This window comes from Lelliottia nimipressuralis (assembly GCF_004402045.1).
GTDB lineage: Bacteria > Pseudomonadota > Gammaproteobacteria > Enterobacterales > Enterobacteriaceae > Enterobacter > Enterobacter chinensis.
Genome location: NZ_SOMG01000008.1, coordinates 1 through 20,734 on the forward strand (window position 1 = coordinate 1; position 20,734 = coordinate 20,734).

At 56.2% G+C, this 20,734-nt stretch carries 16 protein-coding genes and 1 riboswitch; of the genes, 7 read left to right on the forward strand and 9 right to left on the reverse strand.

All coding sequences use genetic code 11. The features are described 5' to 3' along the window. Positions 1 to 281: 281 nt before the first annotated feature. Together murI and btuB are read right to left on the reverse strand one after the other, a co-directional pair. Positions 282 to 1,133 carry a glutamate racemase gene (gene murI, locus E3U32_RS02615; RefSeq protein ID WP_134347534.1) on the reverse strand — a complete coding sequence of 284 codons (852 nt, stop codon included), beginning with the start codon at positions 1,131 to 1,133 and terminating at the stop codon, positions 282 to 284. Next, complete coding sequence (gene btuB / locus E3U32_RS02620) at positions 1,078 to 2,931, reverse strand: TonB-dependent vitamin B12 receptor BtuB (RefSeq protein WP_134347535.1); 1,854 nt, start codon at positions 2,929 to 2,931, stop codon at positions 1,078 to 1,080. Before btuB ends, murI begins: the two co-directional genes overlap by 56 nt. Positions 2,932 to 2,997: 66 nt before the next feature. Then, positions 2,998 to 3,173: riboswitch (cobalamin riboswitch) on the reverse strand. Between the two features lie 104 nt (positions 3,174 to 3,277). Between btuB and trmA the strand changes: the two genes are divergently transcribed. Continuing rightward, positions 3,278 to 4,378, forward strand: a complete 1,101-nt coding sequence (gene trmA / locus E3U32_RS02625) for a tRNA (uridine(54)-C5)-methyltransferase TrmA (protein ID WP_134347536.1) — start codon at positions 3,278 to 3,280, stop codon at positions 4,376 to 4,378. 86 nt (positions 4,379 to 4,464) lie between these two features. On the opposite strand, the gene E3U32_RS02630 is transcribed toward trmA, so the two are convergent. Continuing rightward, positions 4,465 to 4,824, reverse strand: coding sequence for a YijD family membrane protein (locus E3U32_RS02630; protein WP_042713638.1), 360 nt, complete (start codon positions 4,822 to 4,824; stop codon positions 4,465 to 4,467). A gap of 9 nt (positions 4,825 to 4,833) precedes the next feature. Further along, a complete protein-coding gene (fabR, locus tag E3U32_RS02635; protein ID WP_134347537.1) occupies positions 4,834 to 5,472 on the reverse strand; it encodes an HTH-type transcriptional repressor FabR in 639 nt (212 codons plus the stop codon). Between the two features lie 196 nt (positions 5,473 to 5,668). Between fabR and sthA the strand changes: the two genes are divergently transcribed. Beyond that, positions 5,669 to 7,069 (forward strand): Si-specific NAD(P)(+) transhydrogenase, encoded by a 1,401-nt coding sequence (sthA, locus tag E3U32_RS02640; protein WP_063144398.1) that lies wholly within the window; start codon positions 5,669 to 5,671, stop codon positions 7,067 to 7,069. Here the strand turns inward: sthA and oxyR are convergent. The 4 genes from oxyR to argC all read right to left on the reverse strand — a co-directional run bounded on the left by oxyR (position 7,043) and on the right by argC (position 11,529). After that, positions 7,043 to 7,969, reverse strand: a complete 927-nt coding sequence (oxyR, locus tag E3U32_RS02645) for a DNA-binding transcriptional regulator OxyR (protein WP_134347538.1) — start codon at positions 7,967 to 7,969, stop codon at positions 7,043 to 7,045. The genes sthA and oxyR overlap by 27 nt on opposite strands. A 324-nt stretch (positions 7,970 to 8,293) precedes the next feature. Then, positions 8,294 to 9,667, reverse strand: coding sequence for an argininosuccinate lyase (argH, locus tag E3U32_RS02650; RefSeq protein ID WP_134347539.1), 1,374 nt, complete (start codon positions 9,665 to 9,667; stop codon positions 8,294 to 8,296). 74 nt (positions 9,668 to 9,741) lie between these two features. Continuing rightward, positions 9,742 to 10,518, reverse strand: a complete 777-nt coding sequence (gene argB, locus E3U32_RS02655; RefSeq protein WP_134347540.1) for an acetylglutamate kinase — start codon at positions 10,516 to 10,518, stop codon at positions 9,742 to 9,744. A 6-nt stretch (positions 10,519 to 10,524) separates the two neighbouring features. Further along, complete coding sequence (gene argC / locus E3U32_RS02660; RefSeq protein WP_134347541.1) at positions 10,525 to 11,529, reverse strand: N-acetyl-gamma-glutamyl-phosphate reductase; 1,005 nt, start codon at positions 11,527 to 11,529, stop codon at positions 10,525 to 10,527. Positions 11,530 to 11,617: 88 nt separating this feature from the next. On the opposite strand from argC, the gene argE reads away from it, so the two are divergent. The 5 genes from argE (at position 11,618) to gldA (ending at position 18,434) form a co-directional block, all read left to right on the forward strand. Continuing rightward, the gene (gene argE / locus E3U32_RS02665; protein WP_023309677.1) at positions 11,618 to 12,769 is read left to right on the forward strand and encodes an acetylornithine deacetylase; all 1,152 of its coding nucleotides are present in this window, start codon (positions 11,618 to 11,620) and stop codon (positions 12,767 to 12,769) included. A gap of 247 nt (positions 12,770 to 13,016) precedes the next feature. Continuing rightward, a complete protein-coding gene (gene ppc / locus E3U32_RS02670) occupies positions 13,017 to 15,668 on the forward strand; it encodes a phosphoenolpyruvate carboxylase (protein ID WP_134347542.1) in 2,652 nt (883 codons plus the stop codon). Between the two features lie 94 nt (positions 15,669 to 15,762). Continuing rightward, the gene (locus E3U32_RS02675; RefSeq protein WP_134347543.1) at positions 15,763 to 16,527 is read left to right on the forward strand and encodes a helix-turn-helix transcriptional regulator; all 765 of its coding nucleotides are present in this window, start codon (positions 15,763 to 15,765) and stop codon (positions 16,525 to 16,527) included. Between the two features lie 128 nt (positions 16,528 to 16,655). After that, on the forward strand, positions 16,656 to 17,318 hold the full coding sequence (gene fsa / locus E3U32_RS02680; RefSeq protein WP_134347544.1) for a fructose-6-phosphate aldolase: 663 nt from the start codon (positions 16,656 to 16,658) through the stop codon (positions 17,316 to 17,318). A gap of 12 nt (positions 17,319 to 17,330) precedes the next feature. Beyond that, positions 17,331 to 18,434, forward strand: a complete 1,104-nt coding sequence (gene gldA / locus E3U32_RS02685; protein WP_134347545.1) for a bifunctional L-1,2-propanediol dehydrogenase/glycerol dehydrogenase — start codon at positions 17,331 to 17,333, stop codon at positions 18,432 to 18,434. 91 nt (positions 18,435 to 18,525) lie between these two features. On the opposite strand, the gene katG is transcribed toward gldA, so the two are convergent. After that, the gene (katG, locus tag E3U32_RS02690; RefSeq protein ID WP_134347546.1) at positions 18,526 to 20,706 is read right to left on the reverse strand and encodes a catalase/peroxidase HPI; all 2,181 of its coding nucleotides are present in this window, start codon (positions 20,704 to 20,706) and stop codon (positions 18,526 to 18,528) included. Positions 20,707 to 20,734: the final 28 nt, after the last annotated feature.

Below are 20,734 nucleotides of genomic sequence, written 5' to 3' on the forward strand. Positions count from 1 at the left end.
CTTTGAGTGCCCACACAGATTGTCTGATAAATTGTTAAAGAGCAGTGCAACGCGGCTTTCGCTCACCGTTGCGAGGTCCCGTATATTACGTTTTCCTCATTCAGAGTCAAGTGATTATTTTCGCTTTTCTCTGTTGGCGTTCATCGCTGAACCCCGCTAACCCGGCGGCCTGTAAGCCGTTGTTCCGTGTCAGTGGAGGCGCATTATAGGGAGTTCTCAGACGTTGACAACCCCTCTTTTAAAAAAAACGTTCAACCGTCTCTTTTTTGCTCAAAAGCGTGCTACAGCGCCAGTTTTTCGAGCGTTTCAAAGCCATAACGGCGTAAAACGGGTAAAAGTTGCTCAGTCTCTTTCGTGATTGCCATACAAAACGCGATATTCGCATCGGTAGATTTGGCATCCGGCGCTTCATGCTCCAGCAACCAGGCCGTACGACGGGCGATAGCCGCACCGGAATCCACCAGGCGCGTCCCCTCCGGCAGTACCTCTAACAGCTCTTCCTGCAATAGCGGGAAGTGGGTGCAGCCCAGCACAACGGTATCCGGTGGTTCGGGCATCCGCAGCCAAGGACGAAGAATACGACGCAACTCTTCAAGCGATACCGCCTTTCCATGCAGCTTCGCTTCGGCCATCTCCACCAGCTCAGCCGAGCCGAGCATCGCAATCTGACATTCGTTAGCAAAACGATCGATCAGCTCGCGGGTATAAGGACGCTTTACCGTGCCCCGCGTCGCCAGCAAACCCACGATGCCGTTCGCCGTCAGGCGCGCGGCAGGTTTTATTGCAGGAACGACGCCTACAACCGGGAACGGGAATTTTTCACGCAGAGCAGGAAGGGAGACGGTGCTCGCCGTATTACAGGCGATGACGGCCAGCGCAAGGGGATAGCGCTTTTGTACCGCAGTGACGATTTCAACCACACGCTCAACAATAAAATCTTCGCTCTTTTCACCATACGGGAAAGCGACGTTATCGAAGGCGTAGATGTAATGGAGATCCGGCAGGAGATGCCGAATCTCATCATAGACCGAAAGCCCACCGACGCCGGAATCAAATACCAGCACGGTGGGACGCGGATTAGAAGGTGTAGCTGCCAGACAAGGTGTATTCCCGTCCTGCAGTTTGGTAGCCATAAACTGTCTCGTAATCTTTATCGAACAGGTTGGCTATTTTACCACGAACTGTGAGGTGTGAGGTGACAGGATACGAAACTGCGACATCCCACAGACTGACACCGCCCATTTTCACGCGTTCTGATGAATAGGTGTCTGGATCAATCGCAACATCATAGCGGGTGCCCAGGTAACGATAGGCAAGGTTCCAGTCGAGATCCCATACCTGCCAGTCAAGCTGATACTTAACCTGCTGCTTAGAACGGCGGGCCAGCACTTCGTTGGTTTTGGCATTACGCGGGTCGACATAATCATAGGAAATCTGATGTCCAACCGGGCCAGTATCAAACTGTGCGGTCGCTTCCACACCTTTAATACGTGCTTCGTCAACGTTGTAGTACCGATACGTATGCGGATCGCTGCTAATTAGATTATCAATGTCATTGCGATAACCTGTGATACGCCAGTTGACCGGTCCCGTCAGGCCTTCAAAGCCCCCTTCCCACTGCTTACTCTCCTCCGGTTTAAGGTCCGGATTACCGTAAGAGGCACTGTGGATCTGGCTCATGGTAGGTGCTTTAAAAGCGGTACCGTAGGAGGCAATCACGCGATAGCCATCCACAAACTCCCACGCTGCGCTGGTTTGCCATGTGCCATGGTTGCCAAAGTTGGAGTTGTCGTCATTACGCGCCGCCGCTTCCAGCGTCACGCTGTTGAACTGCTGCATCGCCGAGATGAACACGCCGGTATTACGTTGCTCGTAACCTTTATCCAGGTAGCCCGTTCCGGCCTGCGTCTTCTGCTTTTGCCAGTCCAGACCTGCGCCGATGTTGCCATGGCCGACTTCTACGGTGTTGAGCCATTGGGTGGTGTACTGCTTCACGTCATCCATGGTGGCGGAATCAGCGTAACGCCCTTTCTTCGGATCATAGTTCTGATCTTTACTGCGGCCGTAACCCGCCACCAGCTGTGACTGGAAAATCCCCTGGTTGTAACGCAGACCGGTATCCCAGTTCTGACTGTAGAGCTGGCGAGTATCAGGTCGTCCATCCACCATAAAGTTGGCGTCGTAATGATCATAACCGTCATACGCCGTACGGTTATCGTATCCAAAGCCACGGAAGAACCCGCTCACGCTGTCGGTAATCTGCTGTTCCACGGAGCCGTACAGCGATTTACTCATAAAGCCATCGCGGTCAGGCTGGCGCGGCGCATCCTGGGCAGCAATATCAAAGCCACGGGTATAGGTATAGTTACCCCCCATGGTGATTTTGGTTTTATCCAGCACCTGCTGGAAAGCGCCGTCATAGGTCTGATAACCCTTAGAGCCGACGCCCGCTGAGATTTCTGCACCCGGCTTGTCGCGTCCGGTGATGATGTTGATCACGCCACCAATCGCGTCGGAGCCATACAGGGCCGAACGCGGACCACGGATGTACTCAATACGCTGAATCAGCGAGGTCGGGATTTGGCTCAGATCGGGAACGTTGCTGATCCCGGCGTTATTCAAAGGAATACCGTCAATCAGCACCAGCACATGGCGAGATTCTGTTCCGCGAATAAAAGTCGAAGAGTTCGAGCCCATTCCACCGCTTTGCGCGATATCCACGCCCGGCAGACGTGACATGACTTCCACAACGCTTTTTGCCTGCCAGCGCTCAATATCTTCACGCGTCACCACGGACGTCGGTGCCAGAACAGTTTTTGCCGGTTGTTCAAAACGATTTGCCGTCACCACCAACGAGTCTGCGCTATCCTGCGCCCAGCCCGAAAATGCCGTGACGGACAACGCCGTCAGCAGCGATACTTTTTTAATCATTGTTAAAGCATCCACAATATAAGAAGGATGCCGCAGGCCTCATCGATAGCACGCGATGATGAAACCAAATGCGACGTGATCCCGGCAGGTCTTCGGGCTAGGTGGCTTTATAAGGATGAAGACTTCCCATTTTCACAGTGTCTACAACGCTCATCCCGCCAGTCTTTACCGCTGCGCGTCAGCTCCAGATTTACACTGGATTCCCTTTTCACTCTCATGAGACCGGAAACAGAATGCTACAATTAGACACGTATAGATGTCCAGACAGCTATTAGCCATTAAATCTGGACATCCCCTACACAATGCCTACAATCCCCGCGTAATTCTATATCACTCAGGACGCATCATGACCCCCGAACACCTCCCAACAGAACAGTACGACGCGCAGCTGGCAGAGAAAGTTGTCCGCCTGCAAAGTATGATGACGCCGTTCAACGCGCCCGTTCCCGAGGTGTTTCGCTCTCCTGTCAGCCACTACCGTATGCGCGCCGAATTCCGCATCTGGCATGACGGGGATGACCTGTATCACATCATTTTCGATCAGCAGACGAAATCGCGCATTCGCGTGGACAGCTTCCCGGCGGCAAGCGAACTCATCAACCAGCTCATGACGCTGATGATGGAAGGCGTGCACAATAACCCGGTGCTGCGTCACAAGCTGTTCCAGATTGACTATCTGACCACGCAAAGCAACCAGGCGATTGTCTCCCTGCTGTATCACAAAGCGCTTAATGACGAGTGGCGCGAGCAGGCGGAAGCGCTGCGCGATACCCTGCGTGCGCAGAACATCAACGTTCATCTGATCGGCCGCGCGACAAAAACCAAAATCATGCTGGATCAGGATTACGTCGACGAGCGTCTGCCGGTGGCAGGTAAAGAGATGGTTTATCGCCAGGTGGAGAACAGCTTCACCCAGCCAAACGCCGCGATGAACGTGCAAATGCTGGAGTGGGCGCTGAAGGCAACGGAAGGGTCAACGGGCGATCTGCTTGAGCTCTACTGCGGTAACGGTAACTTCTCGCTGGCGCTGGCACGTAACTTCGATCGCGTTCTGGCCACGGAAATTGCCAAACCGTCGGTCGCTGCCGCGCAGTACAACATTGCCGCTAACCATATCGACAACGTGCAGATCATTCGTATGGCAGCGGAAGAGTTTACTCAGGCCATGAACGGCGTGCGGGCGTTTAACCGTCTTGAAGGGATCGATTTGAAAAGCTACCAGTGTGAGACGATTTTTGTCGACCCGCCGCGCAGTGGCCTGGACAGCGAAACCGAAAAGATGGTGCAGGCGTATCCGCGTATTTTGTACATCTCCTGTAACCCGGAGACGCTGTGCAAGAATCTGGAAACGTTAGGCCAGACGCATAAGGTTGAACGTCTGGCGCTGTTCGATCAGTTCCCGTATACGCATCATATGGAGTGCGGTGTACTGCTCACGGCAAAATGACAGAGGTTTTGTAGGGCAGGTAAGCGAAGCGCCACCTGCCAAAAAGCCGGATGGCGCTTCGCATATCCGGCCTACAAAACCCTTCTTTACTCCGGCAACTGGCTCTTACGGCTACGCATGCGCGAGCCAATCCAGAACACCAGCGCCACAGACAGTACCGCAGGCAGGAAGTTAGAGCCGATATCCGGATACTCCGCGCGCACCACCGTGCTATACAGCAATACACCCAGAATAAAGCAGGCTGCGGCCAGTCCCGGTAACCCGACCGGCATCGTGCGGTTCAGGTAACGTTGATGCAGGCAGTAAACCGTCAGCACCAGTGCAATAAGCGGGAAAATCGAAAACGGAACGATTGAGCTAAAAATAGCGGCAAACGTACCGTTAATGGATAAGCCAGCGATCAATGCCAGCAACAGCGTCCCTTTATCCTGACCTGACTGTTTCATTACTCACCTTCACTCTTCGGTTTGATGTGCCAGTTTCTCTTGTTCACGGCGATACCAGTAGTACGCACCTTTGGAGATCATCCTGAGCTGCAATACCAGTCGCTCTTCGAGATGCTTACGTTGTTCAATGCTGACATCCAGCGCTTCGGCACCTGCGCTGAAAACAATCGTCACCATCGCCTCGGCCTGTGCTTCAGTAAACGCACGCGGCATATGGTTTTCGAGTTCAAGATAGTCGGCAAGTTCCGCGATGAAGTGCTGAATTTCACGCGCGACGGCGGCACGAAACGCCGCCGATGTGCCCGAACGCTCGCGCAGAAGCAGACGAAATGCGTTGGGGTTATTGCCGATAAATTCCATAAAGGTCGAGACGGAGGTACGGATCACGCTGCCCCCTTTTGCAATCCGCTGACGCGCCTGGCGCATCAGCTGACGCAGCATCAGGCCGCTCTCGTCGACCATGGTCAGACCCAGTTCATCCACATCACGGAAATGACGATAGAAGGACGTTGGCGCAATCCCGGCCTCGCGTGCGACTTCGCGCAGGCTCAAACTGGCAAAACTCCGCTCAGCACTCAGTTGACTGAATGCGGCTTCCACCAGCGAACGCCGGGTTTTCTCTTTTTGTTGTGCTCTTACGCCCATCACGATAGTTGAATCCTTCCAAAGGCCTGATGGCACTATACCAGAGAATAAAATTAATCTGTTTGCTCAGCTTTGTGAATGATTGTTTACGTGCGGTTTGTGCTCCACTGCCGGAAAAAAGCACAACGATAATTGGGTTACTCTGGCAATGATGTTATGATTCTGTTGCTTTTATGTATAAGAACAGGTAAGCCTTGCCATGCCACATTCCTACGATTACGACGCAATAGTTATTGGTTCCGGCCCCGGCGGCGAAGGTGCTGCTATGGGTCTGGTGAAACAGGGAGCCAGAGTAGCGGTCATTGAGCGCTACCATAATGTCGGCGGCGGTTGCACCCACTGGGGCACCATCCCTTCCAAAGCCCTCCGCCACGCCGTTAGCCGCATTATCGAATTTAACCAGAACCCTCTTTACAGCGACCACTCCCGACTTCTTCGTTCATCCTTTGCTGATATCCTGAATCACGCGGATACCGTCATTAACCAGCAAACACGTATGCGTCAGGGATTTTATGAGCGTAACCACTGTGAAATTTTGCAGGGCAACGCACATTTTGTGGATGAACACACCCTGGCGCTCGAATGCCACGACGGTTCAGTTGAAACCATCACGGCTGAAAAATTTGTGATTGCCTGCGGTTCTCGCCCGTACCATCCGGCCGATGTGGACTTCTCGCATCCGCGCGTCTACGACAGCGACTCCATCCTGAGCCTGCACCATGAACCACGCCACGTCATTATCTATGGCGCGGGGGTGATTGGTTGCGAATATGCGTCGATCTTCCGCGGAATGGAGGTCAAAGTTGACCTGATCAACACCCGCGATCGCCTGCTGGCGTTTCTCGATCAGGAGATGTCAGACTCTCTCTCCTACCACTTCTGGAACAGCGGTGTGGTGATTCGCCACAACGAAGAGTACGAGAAGATTGAAGGCTGCGACGACGGCGTGATCATGCACCTGAAGTCCGGCAAGAAGCTGAAAGCCGACTGCCTGCTGTATGCCAACGGCCGTACCGGCAACACCGACTCACTGCAGCTGCAAAATATCGGTCTTGAGACCGACAGCCGTGGTCAGCTGAAGGTCAACAGCATGTACCAGACCGCGCTGCCGCACGTTTACGCGGTCGGTGACGTGATTGGCTACCCGAGTCTGGCTTCTGCCGCTTACGACCAGGGCCGCATTGCAGCTCAGGCGCTGGTGAAAGGCGAAGCGACGGCGCATCTGATTGAAGATATCCCGACGGGCATTTATACCATCCCGGAAATCAGTTCTGTCGGGAAAACCGAGCAGCAGCTGACGGCCATGAAGGTACCTTACGAGGTGGGACGTGCGCAGTTTAAACATCTGGCGCGGGCGCAAATCGTGGGGATGAGCGTGGGTACGCTGAAGATCCTGTTCCATCGCGAGACGAAAGAGATCCTCGGGATTCACTGCTTTGGTGAACGCGCCGCGGAAATCATTCATATCGGGCAGGCAATTATGGAGCAGAAAGGTGGTGGTAACACCATTGAGTACTTCGTTAACACCACCTTTAACTACCCGACCATGGCGGAAGCCTATCGGGTTGCGGCACTAAACGGTCTGAACCGCCTGTTTTAACGCGCTGTCAAAATGGCCATCCATGGAACTACGGATGGCCTCTGCCAGCTGCTCATAGCGGCTGCGCAGCGGTGAACCCGGACGATACACCAGGCCAATGGTACGACGCGGCTCCGGCTTAATGCACGGCAGATAGACCACGCCATCACGTTTACGCTCGCGCGGTACCGCCAGTGCAGGCAACAGCGTGATTCCACTTCCCGCAGCGACCATATTACGCAGCGTTTCCAGGCTGGTTGCGCGGAAATGGGTATCCTCATCAGCACCCGCTTCGAAGCAGAAGCCCATCGCCTGATCGCGCAGGCAGTGGCCATCTTCCAGCATCAGCAGCTTTTCACCGGCCAGATCGGACATCGGTACGCGATCGCGGTTCGCCCACGGGTGATCTTCATAGATCGCCAGCATCATCGGCTCATCGAACAGCGGCACTTCAATAAAGGCTTCACTCTCTTTCACCAGCGCCAGAATGGCGCAGTCGAGCTTGCCGCTGTCCAGCTGTGCCAGCAGCTGATGCGTTTGCGCTTCATGCAGATACATTTCGAGTTTCGGGAACGTCTGGTGCAGCATAGGAATGATTTGCGGCAGCAGGTACGGACCAACGGTTGGGATCAGGCCAATATGCAGTGGGCCTGACATCGCCTCCCCCTGCTGGCTTGCCATTTCCTTGAGCACTTTGACCTCGCGCAGCACGGTGCGCGCCTGATCCACCAGCAGAAGACCTGCCTGTGTGAACAGAACCTTACGACTGGTGCGCTCCAGCAGCATCACGCCCAGCTCGTCTTCCAGCTTGCGGATCTGACCGCTCAGCGTGGGCTGGCTGACGTGGCAGGAATCTGCCGCGCGGCGAAAGTGACGATGCTCGGCTAACGCTACCAGGTATTCAAGATCACGAATATTCATTATTCATCCTCCGTCGCCACGATAGTTCATGGCGATAGATAGCATAGCAACGAACGATTATCCCTATCAAGCATTCTGTTGAATAATACGCCACATAGACGAGGCGGCACGTGTTTGACCCTTGACGTCCCCGCACCGTCAGCGAGTTTCTCTCAAAACTCGAACAACTAAAGCCAACGTGAACTTTTGCGGACCCCGTGGTCCGCTTTTTTTTGCGTAAAAAAGCCCGGGATAAAAGCAAAATGGCAACCGAAGTTGCCATTTTTAGTGTTTGCTCCCTCTCCCGTGGGAGAGGGCCGGGGTGAGGGCACCAGCCCGCACGGTTCAAACCAACCGGTTTTTCGCATCCGCAATCGCCTGCGCAACCTGCTTAGGCGACACGCCGCCTTTCGCTGCACGCTTGTCCAGGCAGGACTGCAGCGCCAGAATCGGATACACATCATCCCCGATAACCGCGCTGAACTTCTGCAGATCGGCAAGCGCCAGATCTTCCAGAGGTTTACCCTGACGAATCGCCTCTACCACCGCTTCGCCCACAATATGGTGCGCTTCACGGAACGGAACGCCTTTCGCCACCAGATAATCTGCCAGTTCGGTAGAGTTCGCATAGCCCTGCTGCGCCGCTTCCTGGCAGCGCGGACGTTTCACCTGAATGCCGTCCAGCACCAGCGCGCCCATATGCAGACAGTCCAGCCAGGTGTCGAGCGCGTCGAACAGCCCTTCTTTGTCTTCCTGCATATCTTTGTTGTATGCCAGCGGCAACCCTTTCAGGGTCATCATCATGCCGGTCAGCGCGCCCTGTACACGGCCACACTTACCGCGGATCAGCTCCAGCGCATCCGGGTTTTTCTTCTGCGGCATAAGTGAAGAGCCGGAGGTCACGCGATCGGACAGCTCGACGAAGCCCGCTTCGCCAGAGTTAAAGAAGATCAGGTCTTCAGCGAAGCGCGACAGATGCACCATACCGATAGACGCATTTGAGAGCAGTTCCAGCACGTGGTCGCGGTCGGACACGCTGTCCAGGCTGTTACGGGTGGCGGAGGCAAAGCCCAGCCAGCCTGCCAGCTGCTCACGGTCGATTTCATACGCCGTACCGGCCAGCGCACCGCTGCCCAGTGGGCTCACGTCCAGACGCTTCAGGGTATCCTGCAGACGGCTTTCATCACGCGCCAGCATCTCAGCGTAGGCCAGACACCAGTGCGCAAAGGTCACCGGCTGCGCACGCTGCAGATGGGTATAACCCGGCATCACCGCGTCCTGATTATTCTGTGCGGTTTCCACCAGTGCGCTCTGCAGCTGACGGTTGGCCGTAAGCAGTTCGCCAACGGTATCTTTACACCAAAGCTTCAGGTCGGTAGCGACCTGGTCGTTACGGCTACGGCCTGTATGCAGCTTTTTACCCAACTGACCGACTTTGTCGATCAGTTTGCTTTCCACCCAGCTGTGAATATCTTCGGCATCGCTCTGCAGGATTTGCTGCGGATCCAGACGCACTTCTTCCAGCAAATTATTAAGCGCCTCTTCCAGCTGCAGCTGTTCCTCTGCGGTCAGCACGCCTACCGTCACCAGCGCTTTGGACCAGGCCACAGAGCCGACGATATCCTGTTCGGCCAGGCGGTAGTCGAAGCGCAAAGAGTCGTTGAACTGTTTGAAACGCTGATCCGCTGCCTGTGTAAAACGCCCACCCCAAAGTGCCATAACATGCTTCCTTTATTCGTTAGTTCCGCCGGGTGGCGCTACGCTTACCCGGCCTACGGTCATTCAATAAAAACTTAGGCTAAAATACGCGTGCCAATCGGCGTGCCGTTAAACAGCGCCGGGAGCTGCTCCGCGTGACGCCATGAGGCGATATCCACCGGGCGACCCAGCGTGCGCGCAGCGTCCAGCGCCGCATTCACTTTGACGATCATGCCATCGGTGATAATGCCCTGATCAATCAGCTGCTCGGCTTTTTCCGCGGTCATTTCCGCAATGCGCTGACCTTTACCGTCCAGAATACCGCTCACGTCGGAGAGCAGGATCAGATCCGCACCCAGCGTTGCCGCCAGCGCAGTCGCCGCCTGGTCAGCATTGACGTTCATCAGGTCGCCCTCTTCGGTCACACCGATAGAGCTCACCACCGGCAGGAATCCGCCTTCCAGCAGCGTGTTAATCAGCTTAGGCGAACCTGGCTGCGCCAGTCCAACATGGCCGAGCTCTTCGTCGAGCTGGGTCACTTTTACGCTGTCGCCATCGCCCAGATAGAGGCCAACAGACGCGATATGGTGTTTCTTCGCCCAGGACAACAGAGTTTTGTTCGCCGTACCCGCCAGCGCGCCGGTGATGATGTCAATCTGGTCGGCAGGCGTCACGCGCAGGCCGTTTTTCTTTTTCACCGGCAGGTTGAGCCCTTTCATCAGCTCATCCACCACGCAGCCGCCGCCGTGCACAATCACCAGCGGACGTTGATGTGATTCGCGATAGTTAACCAGCGCGGTAAACAGACGCTCCAGCGCTTCTTCGCTGTCCAGCAGTACACCACCGAGTTTGATAATTAATGGGTTCATCATCACACCTTAAATAAGAGCCTGCGTTTCAGGGAAGCCGAAACGAATATTTGCACACTGCATTGCCTGCGCGGCAGCGCCTTTGAGTAAGTTATCTTCTGCGGCCACCACAATCAGGTGTTCGCCCTGCACGGCAAAGCCGATATCGCAGAAGGGCAGGCCGACCACGTTTTTCAGCGCCGGCACGCCTTTGTCGTACAGACGTACCAGCGGTTTATCCGCGTACGCCTGCGTGAAGGCCTCGCTCACCTGCTCTTTGGTCACGCCAGGCTTCATGCGGCAGGTAATGGTTTCGAGGATCCCACGCGGGAAGCTGCCCAGATGCGGCGTGAAAATCACGTCCGCGCCCAGATGGGTGGTGATTTCAGGGTGATGACGGTGATTAAACACGCCATACGGCTGAAGGCTCACTTCGCAGAAACTGTTAGAGATAGCCGCTTTGCGCCCTGCGCCGCTCACGCCGCTGGTAGCGTTGATCACCGGCCACTGGCTCAGATCGAGCAGACCGGCGTCGATCAGCGGTTTCAGGGAAAGCTGCGCCGCCGTTGGGTAGCAGCCCGGCACGGCAATCAGATCTGCTTCTTTCAGTTTGTCTGCGCTCCACTCCGCCAGGCCATACACCGCTTTTTCAAGCAGTTCCGGATGCTGATGAGTGAAGCCGTAATATTTTTCGTAAAACGCGCCGTCGTTAACACGGAACGCGCCGGAGAGGTCGAACACCACGCAGCCGGCAGCCAGGAACTGCGGCGCCAGGTCGTGACTGACCTCGTGCGCGGTGGCTAAAAACACCACGTCGACGCCGTCGATGAACTCGCTGATGTCAGACATGGGCTGCAGCGGCAGATCGACCATGCCCTTAAGCTGCGGATGCAAATCGGAAATTAACTTTCCCGCATCATTGCTTTGCGCTGACACAGTCAAAGCGGTTATGGTCATATGAGGGTGACGATTTACGTAGCTTACAAGCTCTGCGCCCGCATAACCGCTAGCGCCTACAATCAGCGTATTCAACATCGGGTTCCTTTATGCTCAACGATAATGTATTTTTATTCACATTCATTGCATGAATATTGATACTATCACGACCTAAGGTGTGTCAACAATGAAAATGAACTTACCACCATTTATCGAGATTTACCGCGCCCTGATTGCCACACCGTCCATCAGCGCAACGGAAGAAGCGCTGGATCAGAGCAATGAGTCTTTAATCAATCTGCTGGCGGGGTGGTTCAGCGATCTTGGATTTAACGTTGAGGTTCAGCCCGTCCCCGGAACACGTCACAAATTTAACCTGCTCGCCAGCACCGGAACCGGTGCGGGCGGCCTGCTGCTTGCCGGTCATACCGACACCGTGCCATTTGATGATGGCCGCTGGACCCGCGACCCGTTCACCCTGACCGAGCATGACAACAAGCTTTACGGTCTGGGCACCGCCGACATGAAAGGCTTCTTCGCCTTTATCCTCGACGCGCTGCGTGACGTGGACGTGACAAAACTGAAAAAGCCGCTCTACATCCTCGCGACTGCCGATGAAGAGACCAGCATGGCGGGCGCGCGCTACTTCTCTGAAAACACGTCGATTCGCCCGGATTGCGCCATCATCGGCGAGCCAACGTCGTTGCAGCCAATCCGTGCGCATAAAGGCCATATCTCAACCGCAGTGCGTGTTCTGGGCCAGTCCGGCCACTCCAGCGATCCGGCGCGCGGCGTCAACGCCATTGAGCTGATGCATGACGCCATCGGCCGTATCATGACCCTGCGCGACGACCTGAAAGAGCGTTACCACTACGACGCGTTCACCGTGCCGTATCCGACCCTGAACCTCGGTAGCCTGCACGGCGGCGATGCCTCTAACCGTATCTGCGCCTGCTGCGAACTGCACATGGATATCCGCCCGCTGCCGGGCATGACGCTGAGCGATCTCGACGGCTTGCTGAATGAAGCGCTGGCCCCGGTGAGCGAGCGCTGGCCGGGCCGTCTGACGGTCTCCGAACTGCACCCGCCGATTCCGGGTTATGAATGCCCGCCGGACCATCAACTGGTCGAAGTGGTGGAAAAGCTGCTCGGCGAGAAAACCGACGTCGTGAACTACTGCACCGAGGCGCCGTTTATTCAGACGCTTTGTCCGACGCTGGTCCTTGGCCCCGGTTCGATCAACCAGGCGCACCAGCCGGATGAATATCTGGAAACCCGCTTCATCAAGCCCACCCGCGAACTGATTACCCAGGTTGTGCATCACTTCTGCTGGCATTAATGACGTTTCCCCCTCCCGTCTGGGAGGGGAAAATCCCGCGATCTCCGTCACATTCCCATAAGCATCTCTTATCTGACGCGAAGCGAATTAAATTTCGTAAATTGTCCGCATTTATTCGTTTGCTGAACCGTTTTCGCAGCAATTGACGACGGGGGTTTTACGTGGCTTTATAAAGGGAGATGACAAAATAATGTCCAAAAGATTTTCGATTGGGCATAAACAAAAATGATGGGGTGACTGGGTTTTTATGAACGAACAATATTCCGCGTTGCGTAGTAATGTCAGTATGCTCGGCAAAGTGCTTGGAGATACCATCAAAGATGCGTTGGGGGAGAACATCCTCGACCGCGTTGAAACCATCCGCAAGCTGTCTAAATCTTCCCGTTCAGGTAACGAGGCCAGTCGTCAGGAGCTGCTTACGACGTTGCAGAACCTCTCGAACGATGAGCTGCTGCCCGTTGCACGCGCATTCAGCCAGTTCCTGAACCTGGCAAATACCGCTGAGCAATACCACAGCATTTCGCCAAACGGCGAAGCGGCCAGCAACCCGGAAGTCATTGCCCGCACCCTTCGTAAACTGAAAGACCAGCCAGACCTCAACGAAGCCACTATCAAAAAAGCGGTGGAGTCTCTTTCGCTGGAGCTGGTACTCACTGCTCACCCAACCGAGATCACCCGTCGCACCCTGATCCATAAAATGGTGGAAGTGAACAACTGCCTCAAACAGTTGGATAATAAAGACATTGCCGACTACGAACGCAACCAGCTAATGCGCCGTCTGCGCCAGCTGATTGCTCAGTCCTGGCACACCGATGAAATTCGTAAGCACCGCCCAAGCCCGGTCGACGAGGCCAAATGGGGCTTTGCGGTGGTGGAAAACAGCCTGTGGGAAGGGGTGCCTAACTACCTGCGCGAGCTGAACGAACAGCTGGAAGAGAACCTGGGCTACCGCCTGCCGGTCGACTTTGTTCCGGTCCGTTTCACCTCCTGGATGGGCGGCGACCGCGACGGCAACCCGAACGTCACCGCAGAAATCACCCGTCACGTCCTGTTACTAAGCCGCTGGAAAGCGACTGACCTGTTCCTGAAAGACATTCAGGTGTTGATCTCCGAGCTGTCGATGGTTGAAGCGACACCTGAACTGCGCGCGCTGGCCGGAGAAGAAGGTGCCAGCGAGCCGTACCGTTTCCTGATGAAAAAACTGCGTGGTCAGCTGATGGCCACTCAGGCCTGGCTGGAAGCGCGCCTGAAAGGTCAGCGCCTGCCAAAACCGGAAGGCCTCCTCAGCCAGAACGAACAGCTCTGGGAGCCGCTCTACGCCTGCTATAAATCGCTGCAGGCCTGCGGGATGGGCATCATCGCCAACGGCGAACTGCTCGACACCCTGCGTCGCGTGAAGTGTTTTGGCGTGCCGCTAGTGCGTATCGACGTACGTCAGGAAAGTACTCGTCATACCGAAGCCCTGGGCGAGCTGACCCGCTATCTCGGTATCGGCGATTATGAAAGCTGGTCCGAAGCCGACAAACAGGCCTTCCTGATCCGTGAGCTGAACTCGAAGCGCCCTCTGCTGCCACGCAACTGGGAGCCAAGCAACGAAACCCGCGAAGTGCTCAATACCTGTAAAGCGATCGTGGATGCACCGAAAGGATCGGTGGCCGCCTATGTGATCTCCATGGCGAAAACCCCGTCCGACGTGCTGGGCGTTCACCTTCTGCTGAAAGAAGCCGGTATCGACTATGCCCTGCCTGTAGCGCCACTGTTTGAGACCCTCGACGACCTGAACAATGCCAACGACGTCATGACCCAGCTGCTGAACATCGACTGGTATCGCGGCTTTATTCAGGGCAAACAGATGGTGATGATCGGCTATTCCGACTCCGCAAAAGATGCGGGCGTAATGGCAGCCTCCTGGGCGCAGTATCAGGCGCAGGATGCGCTGATCAAAACCTGCGAGAAAGCCGGTATCGAACTGACCCTGTTCCACGGACGCGGTGGTTCAATTGGCCGCGGCGGCGCGCCTGCTCACGCGGCTCTGCTGTCGCAGCCGCCGGGAAGCCTGAAAGGCGGCCTGCGCGTCACCGAGCAGGGCGAGATGATCCGCTTCAAGTATGGCCTGCCGGAAGTGACCATCAGCAGCCTGTCGCTCTATACCAGCGCCATTCTGGAAGCGAACCTGCTGCCGCCGCCGGAGCCGAAAGAGTCCTGGTGCCACATCATGGACGAGCTGTCGGATATCTCCTGCGATCTGTACCGCGGCTACGTGCGTGAAAACAAAGACTTCGTCCCTTACTTCCGCTCAGCCACACCAGAGCAGGAGCTGGGTAAACTGCCGCTGGGCTCGCGTCCTGCGAAGCGTCGCCCAACCGGTGGCGTAGAGTCTCTGCGTGCTATTCCATGGATTTTCGCCTGGACGCAAAACCGCCTGATGCTGCCAGCCTGGCTGGGAGCGGGAGCGGCGCTGCAGAAAGTCGTCGAAGACGGCAAGCAGAGCGAGCTGGAAACCATGTGTCGCGACTGGCCATTCTTCTCCACCCGCCTGGGTATGCTGGAAATGGTCTTCTCAAAAGCCGACCTGTGGCTGGCGGAATATTACGATCAGCGTCTGGTGAAGCCTGAGCTGTGGGCGCTGGGTAAAGAGCTGCGCGAGCTACTGCAAGGCGACATCAAGGTAGTGCTGGATATCGCTAACGATTCCCACCTGATGGAAGACCTGCCGTGGATTGCCGAGTCTATCCAGCTGCGCAACATCTACACCGACCCGCTGAACGTTCTGCAGGCAGAACTGCTGCACCGTTCGCGCCTGGCGGAAGAAGAAGGGAAAGAGCCGGATCCACGCGTTGAACAGGCGCTGATGGTGACGATTGCGGGTGTTGCGGCAGGTATGCGTAACACCGGTTAATGCTTTATGCCCGGCGGCGCTACGCTTGCGCGGGCCTACGACAGGTAGGCCGGGAAGCGTTAGCGCCACCCGGCAATACCGCGGTATCCACGTCATGCACCACGATGTTAGGCAACTCCTGACGGAGCTGATTAACGGCGCACTACCCCTGCATCAGGTGCACTTTGTCGCGCCTGCCGGGAAGAATACACGAACATCACCTTGTCTCTCGGTTATCCTGGAAACCCGCTGCGAGGCATTCTTTTCCACATCCGGGCACGTCCCGCTTCATTCTTCAAACATTCTCAGAATAATCTTCGGTAAACAGCAGCTGACGCTTCAGCTCCATCGGGGCAACGTCCTTTTGCAACAGCAGCAGGTTGCCAGAAGAGGCCCCCGAACGGGCGCGTTTCTCCTGCAAACGCTCAACGAGCTGCACATGCAGCCGACCGAGCAAGATACCGCCAGGCTGGTCGTCCTAAGTCTGCTCAGCCACTGCCGCGATCTGCTTGGCAGCGAGATCCACACTGACAGCCGCAGGGTCGCACTCTTTGAGGCCATTCGCCGCTTTATCGACGAACATCATGCCTTAGCGCTGAGCCGGGATTCCGTTGCCGAGGCGTTTTACATTTCCCCTAACTATCTCTCTCATCTTTTTCAGAAGACCGGGAACGTCGGGTTCAACGAATACCTGACGCAGACGCGTCTGGAAAATGCGCGCCAGCTGCTCAAGGGATATGATTTAAAAATCAAGGATATTGCGGCGCGCTGCGGGTTTATGGACAGCAACTATTTCTGCCGTCTCTTTCGCAAACACACCGAACGTTCCCCTTCCGAATATCGACGCCAGTATCACAGCCAGCTGATCGCCAAAAACTAGCACTGTGATCGACATCGCACTTCGTTAAGCAGAATACATTTGTCCAGTATTTGGCAAAATTGACCTGTATCGGCCGCGCCTGGCCGGGCCTTATCCTTTATTTAACCTTTCTGACTTAAGGAAAAATAATGGAACTGTACCTCGATACCGCCAGCGTGGCGGATGTTGAACGTCTGGCGCGCGTCTTCCCCATCGCGGGCGTCACCACCAATCCGAGCATCATTGCCGCCAACCGTGAATCGATCTGGGACGTGCTGCCGCGCCTGCAAAAAGCCATCGGGCCGGAAGGCAAGCTGTTTGCTCAAACCATGAGCCGCGATGCCGAAGGCATGGTGGCGGAAGCCAAACGCCTGAGTAACGCCGTACCGGATATCGTGGTCAAAATCCCGGTTACCGCGCAGGGGCTTATCGCAATTAGGGCGTTGAAAAAAGAGGGGATAACCACGCTGGGGACCGCCGTTTACAGCGCTGCACAGGGCTTACTCGCCGCACTCGCAGGGGCGAAATATGTCGCGCCGTATGTAAACCGCGTCGACGCTCAGGGCGGTGACGGCATCCGCATGGTGCAGGAGCTGCAGTCCCTGCTGGAGCTGCACGCACCGGACAGTAAAGTGCTGGCCGCCAGCTTCAAAACGCCGCGTCAGGTGCTGGACTGTCTGCTCGCAGGATGTGAGGCAATCACGCTTCCTTTAGACGTAGCGCAACAAATGCTCGGCACCCCGGCGGTAGAGTCAGCCATAGAGAAGTTCGAGCAGGACTGGAAAAACGCGTTTGGTAACCTCAACCTGTAAGGGAGAACTGTTATGGACCGTATCATTCAATCACCTGGGAAATACATCCAGGGTGCTGATGTGCTTACCCGTCTCGGCGACTATCTGAAACCGCTGGCACAGCGTTGGCTGGTTGTCGGCGATAAATTTGTGCTGGGTTTTGCCGAAGAAACCCTGCGTCAGAGTTTTAAAAAAGCCGAACTGCATGCCGAAATCGCGCCGTTTGGCGGCGAATGTTCACAAAATGAAATCGATCGACTGAAAAAACTCGCTGACGGCGCCGACTGCATGGCGGTGCTGGGCATCGGCGGCGGTAAAACGCTGGATACCGCCAAAGCGCTGGCCCACTTCATGGACGTGCCCGTCGCGATTGCGCCGACGATCGCGTCCACCGACGCGCCGTGCAGCGCCCTTTCGGTTATTTACACCGACAGCGGCGAGTTCGATCGCTACCTGATGCTGCCGCACAACCCAAACATGGTCATTGTGGATACGAAAGTGGTGGCGGGTGCGCCTGCACGCCTGCTTGCCGCCGGGATTGGCGATGCGCTGGCGACCTGGTTTGAAGCACGTGCCTGCTCGCGCAGCGGCGCCACCACCATGGCCGGCGGTAAATGCACCCAGGCGGCATTAGCGCTGGCTGAGCTGTGCTACAACACGCTGATTGAAGAGGGTGAAAAAGCGATGCTGGCAGCGGAACAGCATGTGGTCACACCGGCGCTGGAACGCATTATCGAAGCCAATACCTATCTCAGCGGCGTCGGCTTTGAGAGCGGCGGGCTGGCCGCGGCACACGCTATTCATAACGGTATGACGGCCGTGCCGGACGCGCACCATTTCTATCACGGCGAAAAAGTGGCGTTTGGTACGCTGACGCAGCTGGTGCTGGAAAATGCGCCGGTAGAAGAAATAGAGACCGTCGCCGCGCTTTGCCACAGCGTTGGGCTGCCTATCACGCTGGCACAGCTAAACATCAAAGTGGATATTCCGGCCAAAATGCGTCTGATTGCCGAAGCGTCTTGTGCTGAAGGAGAAACCATCCACAACATGCCAGGCGGCGTGTCACCGGATCAGGTTTACGCGGCACTGCTGGTTGCCGACCAGTATGGACAACGTTTTCTGCAGGAGTGGGAGTAACAGAAAAGCCGGGTGGCGCTACGCTTACCCGGCCTACAAGGCAACTTAATTCGAATGCCGGGTAAGGCGTAGCCGCCACCCGGCACAATGGTTACTTCACGTCAAACCGGTCCAGATCCATCACCCTCGCCCATGCTGCAACGAAGTCGCGAACAAACTTCTCGTGCGCATCGTCACTGGCGTAAACCTCTGCCAGCGCGCGCAGAACGGCGTTTGAACCGAAGACCAGATCGGCGCGAGTGGCGGTATATTTCACTTCACCGCTGGCGCGATCGCTTCCGGCAAAAAGTTCATTTGATTCATCGGTCGCCTTCCACTGGGTATTCATGTCCAGCAGGTTCACGAAGAAATCATTGCTCAGCACGCCCTCGCGGTCGGTGAACACGCCATTCTTACTGCCATCAAAGTTTGCACCCAGTACGCGCAGACCACCGATCAGCACCGTCAGCTCAGGTGCGGTCAGCGTCAGCTGCTGGGCTTTATCAATCAGCAGTGACTCGGTGGTGGACACATCCACCTGCGCACGGTAGTTGCGGAAGCCGTCGGCAATCGGTTCGAGCAGGTTAAACATCTCGATATCCGTCTGATCCTGACGCGCATCCACGCGGCCCGGCGTGAACGGCACGGTGACATACACGCCCGCAGCTTTGGCGGCTTGTTCTACGCCTACCACGCCTGCCAGCACGATGATATCAGCCAGGGAGGCTTTGTTAGTAGTGCGCTGGATAGCTTCCAGAGCCGGCAGCGCGCGAACCGCTGCGGCGTTCACGTCCCAGTCACGCTGAGGGGCCAGCGCCAGACGTGCACCGTTGGCGCCGCCACGCTTATCGCCACCGCGGAAGGTTGACGCTGACGCCCAGGCAACGGAAACCAGTTCGCTGATGGACAGACCGGATGCCGCAATTTCCGCCTTCAGGCTTTCAATGTCTTCTTTGGTCGGGTTGAATACCGCCTCCGGCAGCGGATCCTGCCAGATCAGATCTTCTTTCGGCACTTCCGGTCCGAGGTAACGCGATTTTGGTCCCATATCGCGGTGGGTCAGTTTGAACCACGCGCGCGCGAAGGCTTCGTTGAAGGCCTGCGGGTCGTTCAGGAAACGGCGGGAAATCTTTTCGAATTCCGGGTCAAAACGCAGCGTCAGGTCGGTAACCAGCATCGTTGGCTTACGTTTTTTCGACGGGTCGAACGGGTCAGGCATGATTTCCGGCGCATCCACGGCTTCAAACTGAATCGCGCCTGCCGGGCTGCGGGTCTGAACCCATTCGAATTTGAACAGGTTCTCGAAGAAGTAGTTACTCCACTGGGTCGGGGTTTGCGACCAGATGACTTCCAGACCGGAGGTAATGGCGTCAGCGCCAACCCCTGTGCCGTGCGTGCTGGCCCAGCCCAGGCCCTGTGCTTCAATCGGTGAGGCTTCCGGGTCGGTGCCCACGTGGGTGGCTTCACCCGCGCCGTGGGTTTTACCGAGAGTGTGGCCACCAGCAATCAGCGCCACGGTCTCTTCGTCGTTCATGCCCATGTTGCCAAAGGTGGCGCGAATCGCCGCTGCCGCTGACAGCGGTTCACCGCTGGCGTTTGGCCCTTCCGGGTTAACGTAAATCAGCCCCATTTCGGTGGCGGCCAGAGGGCGCTTCGCCAGCGCTTCCGGATCACGATGGGTCAACCAGGCTTTTTCATCGCCCCAGTTTACGTCCAGATCCGGTTCCCAGACGTCTTCACGCCCGGCACCAAAACCAAAGGTGCGGAAGCCAGAGTTCTCCAGCGCCACGTTCCCCGCGAGAATGAACAGGTCAGCCCAGGAGATTTTTTGTCCGTATTTTTTCTTGATGGGCCACAGCAGGCGGCGAGCTTTATCCAGGCTAACGTTATCCGGCCAGGAGTTCAGCGGCGCAAAGCGCTGTTGACCGCGTCCTGCCCCACCGCGTCCGTCAACGGAGCGATAGGTACCCGCGCCGTGCCAGGCCATACGGATAAACAGACCCGCATAGCTGCCCCAGTCGGCAGGCCACCACGGTTGAGAGTCGGTTAAAAGTGCTTTGAGGTCGCCTTTAAGGGCAGAGTAATCGAGTTTGCTAAATTCTTTGCGGTAGTCGAAGTCTTCACCCAGTGGGTTAGAACGGTTGGAATGTTGGCTAAGAAGATCGATGCGGAGTTGTTTTGGCCACCAGTCACGGCTGCCTGTACCTGCACCCGCGCTGTGATCGACGCCGCCCTGATGGAACGGGCATTTGCCGACTGATGCCGCTTTATTGGTCTCGTCTGACGTGCTCATCGCTATGCTCCCTTTTACAGTGTTACCG